Origin of the sequence: Fibrobacter sp., assembly GCA_012523595.1 — a bacterium.
In the GTDB taxonomy this organism is placed as follows: domain Bacteria; phylum Fibrobacterota; class Chitinivibrionia; order Chitinivibrionales; family Chitinispirillaceae; genus JAAYIG01.
Genome location: JAAYIG010000012.1, coordinates 21,017 through 34,785, shown reverse-complemented (window position 1 = coordinate 34,785; position 13,769 = coordinate 21,017). Strand labels below are relative to the sequence as shown.

Here is a 13,769-nt window from a genome sequence, read left to right as displayed (position 1 = left end):
GGATTACCATGTTCTTTTCTGGCCATAACTGTAAACCTCCATTGGTGTTAAGTGGTTAAAATAATCCATACACCAACTATTCTGAGGTTTACACAAATTTTTCAGCACTCTCCAACTGAGGCAAAAAGTTTTGCAATTGATGAAGCCGCATTTCCGCCCTGAACCGAAATTCTCTGCACAGAATGATCAAGTGACATGTACTTGTACAATGAAACTTTGTCACCCATTCTCACCCTGATCAGAAAGACACTGCCAACTGTGCCCGCATTGCTTAATTTGACACTGTGAGAACCGGCAGGAAGAACCCTGTTGACAGCAACATTTACCAGTCTTCCTCTGAGATCGAAAACATCGATCCTGACAGGCATCTTACTCTGAACTGAAAAAACCATGTTTCCATTCTTGAGAACAGAAAAATCCGAACTGACCGGTGAAATCAGAGGACGCACCACCGGAACAACCTGAATACTGTACTTCCCGGATGAATTGGTGATACTTCTGACATCTTTCCCCTCAAGAGTCACGATAACATCTTTGAGCACCGCTCCGGACTTGTTTGTGACCGTTCCCGAAAGGTCAATATCATATGCGGCTGCTGCGAAGGACACCAGAACCGGTACCAAAAACAATGCTTTTAACAGCATAACCCCTCCCTTATTTGTTTTCAAGTTGCATCATCTCCTCTTTGAGTTTTTCTATTTCATTTGTAATAGCCTTGTCCTTATGCATCATTTTTTCCCTCGTTTTCAGATAGTCAGATGAACCCAGGATTTTCTGCACCGTAGCCAGAGCATACTCCATGTCCTCTCTCAGCGCTCCGATATTTCTTTCGAAGAAAGTCGTTCTCTTGAATTCATCCGCAAATACCAGGAATTTATCTATTCTGTCTTTGTAACTGATCTGCTCGTTGTGCAAACTGTCAATTTCAGTCTGCTTTACAGATTGTCCCTTCCGGGCCGCATTTGTAACTCTTTCCGCAAGAAAAGCGTAGGAGATACGGTCACTTTCATAGCGCAGCTTTTCGGTATTCAGAGAATCCTCAAGCAGTCCGGGATAATTTCTCATTCTGTCTAACATCGGCCTGAGCAGAAGATCGGCCTGATCGTACTTTTTCTGCAGTATAAGACCATAAGCCTGGAGAAGGGCACCTTCACACTGCATTATAAACTTGCCGCTGGCCTGTGCCAGAGACTGTCCGGCCGCGACACAATCATTCCACTGACGGGCTTTAATGGCAGTCCATCCAAGCCCCAGAAGTGCATCAGGATAGTAGTAGCTCTCCGGAGGAACCATCCGCAACGCAGATACCGCTTTGGAAAGAGCATTTTCCTCATAAAAGATGTACCCCAGCAGAACAAGTGAACGGTTCACTATCTCCTTCTGCTCCCTAGTAACAACCTTCGATGCCACACAGTTCTCCAGACTCGCTGCCACTATGTGCATACCTGAATTAAGCAGTGCATGAGCAGTTGAAGAAGTGTGCTGTGCAAAAACATAGGCAGGATGGTCTCCCGGAACGATTTCAAAGTACTGAAGAGCCTTTCGGTTTTCCGATTGCCTCAGCTCTGTCTCCCCCATTATATAACATCCGTGAAAACGTATCGAATCCGGTACTCCTGGTTTGTTAAGCTCCACAAACTGGTTTCCAACCGCACTGAAAGCTCCCTGACGATAATAAATTCTCATGAGTCCCAGATCAGCCAGAGGGACCTGACTGCTCATGCCAAAGTTATCCTTCACGGATATGTAGGTCTTAATCGCTTCCTCCCGCATGTCCATTTCTTCAAGACAGGACCCGGCATGATAAGTGACTACGTCATTTTTATAGAAATCAGGAAACTCTGTCAGTATCCGCATGAAAAGAAGATAGGCATTCCAGAAATCTCCTTTGTAGTAAGCCTTCATTGCTCTGTTGTAAAGTTCATTGGCTGTAAGACTCGCAATTCTGGCTATCTTTCTGACCCGCATCTCCTCACGGCTTGATCCCACATCGGCACGGAAATATAGGGAGTGTGACGGCTGAAGGTTACTGCTGAGTTCATTGCGGTACTGGTAAAGCACCGAGCAATCCCTTCCGCCATTTACCTGAGGAACATTGATCTCCAGACCCAGCCCCAGATATTCTATTTTTCTGGAATCCCCGTAGTCTGTAAAGGCCCTCAGCGCAAAATATGGAAGCGGCCAGAACCCCGCCTGTATAAACATATCCCATTCAACCTTCTTTTCCTTGAGATAGGATTCGGCCTTTGACATGAAATCGGTAACATCGCACTGAAGATCCAACTCCAGTTTATTCTGCAAAAAAGCAGCATGATAAAGGGCTTTTATCTGAGATGAATGAGGCATTTTTTCAGTCAGATTCAGACTGGGAGCCACAACGTTCTGGAAAGTAAATCCAACCAGGTGAAACCCGAACAGCGGATGATAAAGCAATCGGTAGCTCACACCCAAATCTATCCCCAGTCCAAAAGACGGATTATCTCCGAAATTTTCCTGAAAGGCACCGTTTATATTCACTCCCACACACAGCCTCCCTATAGGATTTGAAGCAAAAGAGGCCATGAAAAGAAAGTTATTGTTGCTCACAGTGGTACTGTCTCTGAAAGACTCATCTGCAAACCCGGTAACATTGCGGCCGTTCTCACCTACAATGGTCAATCCAACCGAATTGTAAAGCCCAAGCGGAACAGTCGCACCCACTTCCCAGAGCTTTGATGCCTCATCGGGAGATACAGAACCCACACCCCTTATGGAGGTATAAACCTGTTCCATCATAAGCGCCGGGTTTGTAATCGGAGAGAAGTATTTGAAAAAGGTATGCCACTGATCAGAAAGAAGAAACTCGCCAGGAAGTCCATCAGCATAAACACTCCCATAAAAAGCCCCGGCAATCATACCCGCCCCCAATAAAAAACGGATCGATTTCCGAAATCTTCTATACAACAATCTTCCTCTTTTCATCTTTTATCCCGCTATTTTTTTTTCCCCGAAATGACGGTTCTTTTTACACCCAGCTTGTGCTTACTGGGAGCGTACTTTTTACCCTGGCTGTCCTCAATCGATACCATCGCCAGATAAGTCCCGCCACCCACAAGCCTGCCCTTCTCATTCCTCCCATCCCAGACAAAAGCAACACCCTTTGAACTCTCCGCAACATTCTTTCTCTCAATGCAGTTCACTACATTCCCCACTGCATCATATATAACCATTTTACCGGAAAGAGAGATATGACCCGCAAGTTTAAAGACCGGCTCGGCAATGACAATAAGCCCGTTTGTCTGCTTGATACCGTAGTAATTCCTTACCCGATTGGGAATAACTGAAGAGATTGGATCAAAGGGGTTTGACAGTGAGATAATTCTGTATTTGTTGTCCTGCTGCCCGAAAATCAGTTCCGAACGCCTGTTTGGAGAATCCTGAATATTCTTGGTATTATCCATCACTCCGGCAACAGGATTTATGGAGGCAGAGTCGGTTACCTCCGGAGACTCTTTTCCTTCTATCGAGATGATGGAAAACACGTGCTCATCAGGGGCGTTTCTCTTTACATGACGCAAATTCATGGTATATGTTTCATTCTTTACAGGATCATAGAAAGTAAAGGGCTGACTGCTCAAAGGAACAGGTACTTCTTCGGAGAACCTGGCTACAAGGGAATCGGTTCTCACCGCACCTTCTGTCTCACCCGGGATATATTTCACACTGATAAGTACCGGTGCCAGACTGTCAGCGATCGGAATTGCGCCTTTCTTTACCACACTTCCGTTTGGTGCCTCCGTGTAAGCCACTTTCAGAACATCCCTGTCGTCAACAGCAGTCCATGGCACAGTGCTCGACGGCTGCTTTACACCAATTGTAAACCCATTTTCTGTAGCAGTAAAGTCCTCACGAGTATATGAAAAGTTCCTGTAAGAGGGGAGTTCGACAGTCGAATAGAGCTCTTCAAGAAGCTGCGGGTCAGGTGTCCTGTCCATGGTCACTTCGATCACATCGATAAGGCCATCACCCGTGGTATCAAAATAGGCAGCGGTTATTAGACTGTACAGAAGATAATAATCGAGATTCCTGCGTACATTGCCGGGGTTTCTCTGAATGTTGCCGGAAAGATCGGCCACATCAGCCAGAGGATTGATATGGATCGAATCACCTTTCTTTACCTCCTGCAAACCGGCAACCGGTACGACGGAAAAAACAGCCCTGTTACTGTCGGTACTTATAAGAGAGAGTCGCAGCTTGAAGTCTTCGGTATCACCGGCGCCTCTCAGAAGAAACGGCTCCTGGCTCGAAATTTCAGCGATGTTTTCTGAAAACAACACCTCAAGAGTATCCCTCAGTGCTGACACTGCGTTATCATAATAGGTAGCCTTGAGAATAACCGGAGCCATGCTGTCGGCAAGAAGTTCACTTGTAAATGGGAACTCTCCACCGCTCGGAAGACCTGCCACTCTGTCAATCACAAGTCTCTCATCAGGAAAAAGCCCGGTAAACGGAGCCTCCAGCGAGGAAGATTCATTGAGAATTATATCAAAACCCTCAGCAGTAGAATCAACTGATTTTATGGAAACTCCACGTTCGGTATAAAGGCTGATATAGGGGGTTATGGCAGAGAGGTCTGCAGAAGAAAGCTTCTCTGCACCCTGAACAACCCTGATTATATCAGGATACCCGTTTGCATCACTGTCAATGTAACTGGCGATTCTCACACCGATTTCTCTCGGTTCTGCCACTTTTGAAGCTATCCTGACTGTATCCAGTGGAGCTTCGGGATTCCTGTAGATCGCTATCAGGCTGTCGGAGAAAGCATTCTGAAGAAGGTTATCATTTAGAGGCGATCCATATTCTCTGGTAAAGGTTGCGGAAAAATACTGACCCTGATTATCTGCATCCAGTACAAGAGAATCAGTGCCTTCGGCATTCCTGACCACGATCCTGGCACTTGTTAGCGCAAGCTCTGCAGGAGGATAAAACCTGACCTCGATTGTCTTCTGTGTCACCTCTATTGTCTGAGATGTGATATCAGAGTTCTGGTAATAGAATTTCAATACTCCCTGATTCCAGCACTCTTTCACAAGAGCATCAGGATTGTCACTCTGCATCACCACTGTGGTATAAGTGCCTGTTGCCACACTGTCCAGAGGAGAATTCCACCGCCATGTGTAGGAAATGTCCAAAGTTGTATATTGACCCGTAAGAGGGATCATCCTGGGCAGATAAGCAATGGAATCATCGAAGTTTTCGGTTGTGATTCCATTGATGGTGAGATTGACAGGAGTACTGGTGAAATATCTGGGACCTCCGTCCAGAGAAAGCTGCCCGACAAGTTTTGACGCCAGCTCAGACTCACTTCCAGCAGTTTTCCACACCTCACTGGATGGATTCCTGCTTGAATAACCGTTTTTGGCGATATTGACTGTCATTGAATCAATCTGTGCAGGAATAGGCTTGTTTACATTGATAAAAAACGCGGTAAATGTTGTGGGAAGATTCTCACCCTTAATATAATCGAACTCAAACCCGGCCCTCTCCTGATCTACATACTGTGAGATACCATCGGAGAGAAACACTATATATTGATCCTCTTTGGGATAGGAAGCAGAGAGAAACGCCTTGCGCGCAGCCTCAAGCCCCAGCGTTACATCTGTCGTGCCGTTATATCCCCCATCAAATCCCCAATAGTTAAGCCGTCCGGTAGGACTGTAATTCCCATTAAGTAAACGAAGGTTCCCTCCACCATCTGTATCACCAGGATTGCTGGCTATCTTTACAGCCCACTTCAGTTTCTCGACCGCGCTCATTCCACCCACTGATCTGTCAAGACGGGTAAGTGGAACGTATGAATCGTGCCATCTGGGATCAAGCTGCACAAAAAAAGGATCATCCTGGTGACTGTGAAGAAGTTGATTTGAAAAAACCGCTATTCCAACTTCTGAAGCGGGCGACTTTGCAAACAGAGTATCAATAAGGCTCTGGACCAGCCTGTACCTGATCCCGGTTGAATCCATGACACTCATGCTTCCGGAGTGGTCGATGACAAAAAACAGAGAGATAGTATCGGCAAGATTCAGATTAAAACCCTCATTGAAGGAATCCGGTGTACAGTGGAAAAACTTCTCACTCAACGCTACCACATTCTGCGCCACACGCATGGTGTCATTATTGTAATTTCCCGGACAATCAAGCCGTACTTTGCATACCTCAGCGCCGGAGGTAAATCCATAGAGAAAGCAGAATAGAATAACTGAGATCCTGGTTTTGTTAATCATCTCTTTACTCCAATACGTATTGTTTGTTTTCTGGAAACAGGCGGATCCTGGTTATCTGTCATACTGAGTATCGCTACATAAGTACCGGTCGATACCTTCCTGCCTTTACTATTGCATCCATTCCAGACATAGTAAAGTTTCCCATCCTTTTCCACCATCGGCATATTCTCTATAATGGGATTCTTTACCACATCGTAAATCGATGCCTTCCCGGAAAGCTTAACTCCGGGCCTGAATGTACCCTCCTCAGGCTCAACCATTATAACCATACCGGTGCTTTTCTGAGGAAGTGGTTTTTTGGCATCAGCGTATGCCTCCAGAACCACAGGAGGAATGGCATCACCGGGAGAGAAAGGATTGTTTATCACCCTGGGAATCAGATCATAAGGAACCTGTTTGAATGAAATCTGTACCCGCCGGTTGCGGTAGTTTTTCTGCTGATTGCCTGATTGGTCGCTTATTAACGCTACCGGATTTATCCACACGGAATCACCCACAGAAATGAGACTGCCGCCTTCCACCTGTCGAACCCTGGCAGAATAAGCTCTCCCGTCCTTGCTGAGATTTCCGTTTATGTCAAGATGCACCACCACCGAATCCCCGCCGGGTTTCCTGAACAGAAACGGCCTGGAACTTGAAAATGCACCCACCGGCTCAGAGAAGATCACCTGCACCGAATCACCTGTGGCACTTACCACAAGAAGAGCACTTATGATTACAGGCGCAACCCTGTCTTCTATGTTAATAGTACCATCAGCCACAAATCCCCCTGCAGGGAGCATACCCTGCCTTGTCACAATCACATCTTTACTGTTCACAGAAGTCTGTGGAATTACTGCGCTCTCTCTGACATAGTAAACCAGTCCGCCGGGAACATACACTATGGAATCAATACGGAATCCCCGGGAAGAAGGAAGAGTTATCAGTCCTGCCAAAGTACCAATGTCCTCAGGAGAAAACACACCGTTCACTCCCACGAAGATGCTGTCCACAAAGCCATCGGCATTCCGGTCATTATAGGTGGCCAGAGGGAATGTAATTGTTTTACTGATAGCAAATGGTACGGAAAGTCTGAGTGTGTCAAGAGGCAGTTTCGGATTACGGTAAATTACTATGATACTGTCGACCATCTCGTGCTGAAGAGTATTGTCGCCTCTTACCGGTTTTTTAATCTCACGAGGGAAAGTCTTCGACCAGTATGATGGTTTTAAATCGAGATTAAGGTTTTCCAGATCAAGAGTCGTACCCTGCTTGTTTGTCACCTGCACAGTAACAGACTGGTAATTGTAGCCACCCGGATCAAAACGGACCTCCAGGTTCTTCATCGTCTCATCCACAAATGTCACCCTCTGTACGCCATGGTAAAGAGAAAGCGATCCCCTCTGCCAGCATATCTTGGCCACATCGTAAGGCAGAACCGCGCCTTCTTTACGAACGACATATATCGTAGACACAGTCTGGGTGTCTTTCTGAGCACCGGTGTTGTTGTTTTTCAAATGATACTTGATTCTGATATTGAAACTGGTAGTACCGCTTGAAAGAGGGAATCTCTCAGTAAAAACAAATCCGCTGTCAGAAAGGCTGTCTGAGATGATGGAGTTTACAGCCATGGAAAGAGGTGTACCTGAAATGACAGTTAAAATCGGTTTTATCACATTTTTCATGAAAAGCGACATGAGGGCATTATAATCTGTTTTAAGTACCCAGATATCGCTCATAGGGTTTGAAGCAGAATAACCGTTATTCCGGACATTATCTGTTAAAGTCTGTAAAACCGGGGGAGGAACTCTTGCTGTGTCATTCAGATAAACCGTAAAGGTTGTAGGAGTATTCAAACCCTGAGAGAAATACTCCGGATCCTTGCCTCCATGCATTGAATTGTTATTGGGAGGATGAGGTATACCATCAGAAAGGAAAATGATAAACTGCCGCTCTTTTGGATTGCGGGCTGACTTCATAGCCTGAAGCGCAGCAGCAAACGCATTATTGATATTGGTGTTGCCTTCTGTATAAAACTGAGGTTTGTAAACCAGATCAACGGCTTCCACATTACCGCGGTTATCTGTTTCTACATACTTGACAACCGTATCTGTTGCAAGAATCGATTTTAATGCCTGCAAACCAGTCGTATTGCCCTTTACCCTCTGATTTAGCTGCAGCAGAGGCATAAACGATTGATCACCCTGACCCTCCAGCGGTACAAGAAGGTTGTTATCACGATGATCGAAATAAAGCACCTCTCTGAAAACAACCAGACCGATTTCCGCATCAGGATGAACTTTGTAAATTGTATCGATAAGATCGTGGGTGACTTTAAATCTGCTGCCGTAAGTATCGTTTCCCGGGAACGTATTCCCCCATCCCATCATGCTGTAAGAATGATCGATGATAAAAACAATTGAGGGAGGAGCACTGCCGTCAACAACACCCTCGATTATCCGGGCAGGATCGCATGTGTAAATTTTCGATGACAGCGCGATAACCTCAGGAGGAACATAAATCGTATCTTTATCAAGATTCTCAGGGCAGGTTTGAAGATACAATTCACAAGCTTCCTGAGCCATACCCGAAATACAAATGGTTGCTATAAAAGCCCAGAAAACCGACATCCTGCAAGTGAGCCGGTTCAATCGATTCACTTTCATATTTTTAATTTCCCCTGAAGAGTTTATAACCATCCCTCACCCCTGATATACTCTCTACCTTTATGATACATACCGAATCATCAGAATCCCTACTGAATAAAAGAGAGAAATACAGCAGAAAAAAACCGCAATCGGCATCCCGATAGTCCACATCACAGCACACTTCTTTAAACATCAGACTACACCAACACCAAGGTGAAGCATTTTTTCAATGGGGATCTGCAACATTTTCCATCTTTATTAAAAAGCGGAAAAATATCAGTGGGTACCGGTTCTCCCTGTTTCATACTACCCCCCCCCCAGCCAGTTAAACATCTACCTTGGTTCAGGATTCCTTGAGGGAAAAAGTGCTGTTTGGTATATAATAATAATATTAACAGCCCTCTGCACAGAAAAAGCCTTCCCCAGGGCAATGTTTTTTCCAGCTTTCCTGTTTATTAGAATTTCAGGGTTGCAGCTACAACGATCACATCCAATCTTTCCAGAATTACAACCCTGGTAGCAGGGTTCAGGGAAGAACAACAATGACAACACCTGGAGGAAATGTTGGCACTTTTAAAGGAGAAGAAAACCTGAATATCGATGTTTTCAGATTCCCTTTATTTCAGGGAGATTTCTGTGTTAAAAGTCTCTTACCCTGCGATTATCTTCATTGCCAGTACCAAACCAGTTCCAAAAAGAAACGCAAAAAGAAGCACTGTACTGCGCAGTGGATTTGACTCATGTTTTATTTCAGGAATAAGATCAGCCGATGCAATGTAAATGAAACTTCCGGCTGTAAAGGGAAGCAGAAAGGAGATATCAAAAGTTCTGGAAAAGAGATAAGCTGCTATGCCTCCGGGTACAATTGTCAGTGCAAAGGCAAAATTCAGTACAAGAGCCTTTTTCTTATTCCATCCGCCATGTACCAGAATCCCGAAATCCCCCAGTTCCTGGGGGATCTCATGCGCCGCCACCACCAGAGCAGTAATCAATCCTGCTTCTCTGCTTATAAAAAATGAACTTCCAATTGCCATACCATCGATGAAATTATGCAGTCCATCAGCAATTAATACCATGTAGGTGACCGGCTTGCGTGAAAAAAAATGGTGAGGAGGAAGTTCATGGCTGTGATGCCAGTGAAAAAACTGCTCTATAATAAGGAAAACCACAAAACCAGAAAGAACCCAGACAAAAACTTTAAGGTTCAAACCATTCTTTTCTATGGATTCCATCAACAGATGAAAAAACGCGCCACCTAAAAGAGATCCAGCAGCAAAAGACACCAGAACAAGCAGTATTTTGTGGAGAAAAGCCTCTTTGATCAACAGAGTAATAAGTCCGGCCCAGGCCAGCAGGCTTATAAGCAGAGTTGTAGCAACTATCAGTAACATGGATAGTCGTTAACCTCAATTATTTGTTTTCCGGGCCGGTGTCTGCATCTGCGTTTTCCCCTCTCTGCGCTTGAACAGAAGTCGGTCGAAAACAAAAAATGTAAGCGTAACCGTTACCACACCCGCTATCGCTGATCCCAGAAAAACCCCTCCGCCAAGAGCTTCTATCCCGGCTACTATGCCCAAAGTAACAAGGTAGTTGAATGCTATCAGAATGATAAACTGTATTACTTCTCTCTTTTCAGTTCCGGTCTTCTTTGCCTGAAAAACACCCAGCTTGTTTATGAGGAAATAAATAGTCATCGCAGAACCATAGGAGATCGATACACTCAGGAGATGATGCCATTTCAGGATATCGTTAAACAGATAAAGCATTCCTATGTATATAAGTCCGGTTATGCCGGAGCTTAAAAGATATAATATGACTTTTTTCATATTACTGACAGAGAGAGCAAATATCGAGACATTACAGGGCTCTGCTTACAATATTGGTAAACTTTAATAAATTCTGACACAATATTTCCATTGTTTCCGCTAATACTACAGTTAGAAAACAGCATAAATCGCCTTCCAGACAACTTCTCCGTGGCATGTTGATTTTTCTTTATATATATTAAGGTTTCCCTTAACAAATCAGGAGTGATAATGACTGTAAAGGATATTTTCTCTTTTTTGAAGGAAGTTCCCCTATTTAAGGATTATCAGGATATAACTTTAAAAAAGATTATCGACGAATCACAGATTATCACCTTCGAATCTAACGAAGCCATAATTGAATACGGCAAAGAAGGCAGATTTTTAGGTATTCTCATAGAAGGAACTGCAGAAATTTCTATCAGAGATAACAGCGGAGAAAGCCATCAATTGATGACTCTGAAGGCTGGTGATGTTTTCGGGGAAATATCAATGATGACTGGTGAAAAGAATCCCGCTGATGTAATCGGAATAAGCCGATGCAAAGCTATTATTATTCCGCAGGCAATTTTCTCATCAGAAATGCTCATCCATCCTTCTACAGTTCGCTATCTCTCCAGAATCATCACAGACAGACTTAAAAACAGCCCTCTGGCACAGGGCAATAAAGATTTCCAGGATCCCTCTTTCCGTAAAAGTGAGGATCCCTACGGCTTCAGGCTCGAAAGCAAAACCCCGGAAAAGATACTTGTAATAAATTGTGGCTCCTCATCTCTGAAATATCATCTGTTTGACACCAGTGATGAAAAACGGAACGCTTTTGGAAGCGTGGAAAAGATTGGAGAAAATGGTACCAGACACACCATTCATCTCAACTCCACCCATAAGACTAAAGATCTGCCCAAAGGTGATCATGCAGCTGCTTTTGCATCGATGATTGAGGAACTAACCAGCTCATCTGTAATTAAAAGCAAAGACGAGATTACTGCTGTTGGCCATAGAGTAGTGCATGGAGGAGACAGATTCAGCGGAGCAGAGGTAGTCACAGAGGATGTGAAAAAGGCTATAGCGGAACTAGGTGCTTTCGCCCCCCTTCATAATCCCGTTCACCTGATTGGAATTGAAGAAGCGCAGAAAACATTCCCCGGAGCAGTTCATGTAGTAGTGTTTGACACTGCTTTCCACCACACCCTGCCCCCTTACGCATTCCTTTACGGGCTTCCGTATCAATACTACGAACAGTACAAGATCCGAAAATACGGTGCTCACGGAACATCACACTCCTATGTAGCATTGAAAGGATCTCAGGCTATCAAGCGCCACTTAAACGAACTGGAAATAATCAGTTGTCATCTTGGAAACGGCTCATCTGTTTGCGCGATCGATCATGGACGCTCTGTTGATACCTCTATGGGACTGACTCCTACCGAGGGTTTAATAATGGGAACCCGGTGCGGTAATATTGATCCTGCCGCTCTGGTTTATATAATGAAAACCGATAATCTGAATGTACAGGAAGCCGAACACATGATCACTCGTCAGAGTGGCCTTCTGGGCATTTCCGGTATATCCAATGATATGCGTACTATCGATCAAGCTGCGCAGGAGGGTGATCACAGGGCTTTGCTGGCCATTAGGACATATTGCTATCAGATCCGGAAATATATAGGATCATACATAGCGGTGATGGGTGGACTTGACTTGCTTATTTTCACAGGCGGTATTGGACAGGGCAGCTCCAGCGTCCGCAGTTTTGCCTGCCAGGGGCTGGGGTACCTGGGAATCCAGATTGATGAGGAGAAGAACCGCAAAGCTAACGGATTTACTGAAGTATCCGATATTTCAACGGATGATGCCCCGGTAAGAACACTTGTGGTCCCCACAAATGAGGAACTCATGATTGCCAGAGAAACTCTCAGGGCACTGGGTAAACACCGTACAACCCGGATTATAACCAGTACACCCAGAGATGTGCCGATCGAGGTCTCCGCCCACCATGTTCATCTCTCACAGGAGCATGTCGAGGCGCTCTTCGGTAAAGGGCATAAGTTAACAAATGAATCTGAGCTGTCTCAGCCGGGTCAATATGCCTGTGCTGAAAAAGTCACTCTGGTCGGCCCGAAGGGGAAAATCGAAAGGGTAAGGGTACTTGGCCCTGCCAGAAAGGAAACGCAGATTGAAATCTCCATGACCGAGCAGTTCAAACTCGGCATTCATCCACCGGTAAGGGAATCAGGGGATATCAAGGATACTCCGGGAGTCACTCTGGTAGGCCCTGCCGGTTCAGTGACAATTGAAAGAGGCGTTATCTGCGCCCAGCGCCATATCCACATGACACCCGCGGATGCACTGAGCATGGGTCTTGTTGACCGCTGCATGGTGAGAGTCAGTGTCGACAGCCCCGGAAGGAATCTGATATTCGGTGATGTCGTGGTCAGAGTACACCCCTCATTCCGCCTGGCGATGCATATCGATACCGATGAGGCCAATGCGGCCGGAATAAAAACCGGAGTGAAAGGGATAATCGAAGGTATTCAGAATGAGCTTGTCTGAGATCTGAATACATGCTTGCAAAGGTATAACCTCCAGTGGTGACAATTGTCCTTTGCAAGCAACATCTTTTCCTCCACTGCGAAGCAGGAATCCAGTCCTGCTCAATTGTTTAAGGACTTACCCTGGTTAATTTTTAGTCACTAACATTCCTTCAGGTTTGTCTTATGAAAAGACATATCAACTTTTGTTTATTTACAAATTATACTACCGGAATAAACCCCATCAAATGTCAGTCTTAAAACATAAACCCCGTCAGAACCGTTCTTCTGAAAAGTCAATAATGAAATCAGGTATAATAGCAGAAGTTATTTGTTTTACCCATTTAAGCTGTGGCAGGTTGGAATATCCAAAGCCATCGAGCATAAACATATCACAGAAAAAATAGGAAAGTCTATTAATTCACCATACGCTACCAATATCATTTTCACCCATATTCACATTATCAGCACTTATCCCGATATTGCTCTCCCCACCTTGGATCAGCGAGGCAAAAAATCTATTTTTATAATCTTTTCTCTCTC

General features: G+C 44.9%; 7 protein-coding genes. 1 reads left to right on the top strand and 6 read right to left on the bottom strand.

The window, feature by feature from the left end; all coding sequences use genetic code 11:
• Positions 1 to 101 precede the first annotated feature (101 nt).
• From GX089_00555 to GX089_00530, 6 genes are all read right to left on the bottom strand, one after another.
• Positions 102 to 644 carry a carboxypeptidase regulatory-like domain-containing protein gene (locus GX089_00555; protein ID NLP00961.1) on the bottom strand — a complete coding sequence of 181 codons (543 nt, stop codon included), beginning with the start codon at positions 642 to 644 and terminating at the stop codon, positions 102 to 104.
• Between the two features lie 10 nt (positions 645 to 654).
• Positions 655 to 2,961, bottom strand: coding sequence for a hypothetical protein (locus tag GX089_00550; GenBank protein ID NLP00960.1), 2,307 nt, complete (start codon positions 2,959 to 2,961; stop codon positions 655 to 657).
• Between the two features lie 11 nt (positions 2,962 to 2,972).
• Positions 2,973 to 6,263: a hypothetical protein gene (locus GX089_00545; GenBank protein NLP00959.1), complete on the bottom strand. Its 3,291-nt coding sequence runs from the start codon at positions 6,261 to 6,263 to the stop codon at positions 2,973 to 2,975.
• On the bottom strand, positions 6,260 to 8,908 hold the full coding sequence (locus GX089_00540) for a VWA domain-containing protein (protein ID NLP00958.1): 2,649 nt from the start codon (positions 8,906 to 8,908) through the stop codon (positions 6,260 to 6,262). The genes GX089_00545 and GX089_00540 overlap by 4 nt, the downstream gene beginning before the upstream one ends.
• A gap of 632 nt (positions 8,909 to 9,540) precedes the next feature.
• The gene (locus GX089_00535) at positions 9,541 to 10,251 is read right to left on the bottom strand and encodes a ZIP family metal transporter (GenBank protein NLP00957.1); all 711 of its coding nucleotides are present in this window, start codon (positions 10,249 to 10,251) and stop codon (positions 9,541 to 9,543) included.
• A gap of 45 nt (positions 10,252 to 10,296) precedes the next feature.
• Complete coding sequence (locus GX089_00530) at positions 10,297 to 10,716, bottom strand: GtrA family protein (GenBank protein NLP00956.1); 420 nt, start codon at positions 10,714 to 10,716, stop codon at positions 10,297 to 10,299.
• A gap of 210 nt (positions 10,717 to 10,926) precedes the next feature.
• On the opposite strand from GX089_00530, the gene GX089_00525 reads away from it, so the two are divergent.
• Entirely contained in the window at positions 10,927 to 13,248 is a 2,322-nt protein-coding gene (locus GX089_00525) for an acetate/propionate family kinase (protein NLP00955.1), read from the top strand.
• The last annotated feature ends 521 nt before the right edge of the window (positions 13,249 to 13,769 follow it).

Excerpts from the sequence above, each read along its gene's own strand:
- GX089_00555 (NLP00961.1), bottom strand. The coding sequence starts at position 644 with ATGCTGTTAAAAGCATTGTTTTTGGTACCGGTTCTGGTGTCCTTCGCA.
- GX089_00525 (NLP00955.1), top strand. The coding sequence starts at position 10,927 with ATGACTGTAAAGGATATTTTCTCTTTTTTGAAGGAAGTTCCCCTATTT.
- GX089_00530 (NLP00956.1), bottom strand. The coding sequence starts at position 10,716 with ATGAAAAAAGTCATATTATATCTTTTAAGCTCCGGCATAACCGGACTT.
- GX089_00540 (NLP00958.1), bottom strand. The coding sequence starts at position 8,908 with ATGAAAGTGAATCGATTGAACCGGCTCACTTGCAGGATGTCGGTTTTC.
- GX089_00550 (NLP00960.1), bottom strand. The coding sequence starts at position 2,961 with ATGAAAAGAGGAAGATTGTTGTATAGAAGATTTCGGAAATCGATCCGT.
- GX089_00545 (NLP00959.1), bottom strand. The coding sequence starts at position 6,263 with ATGATTAACAAAACCAGGATCTCAGTTATTCTATTCTGCTTTCTCTAT.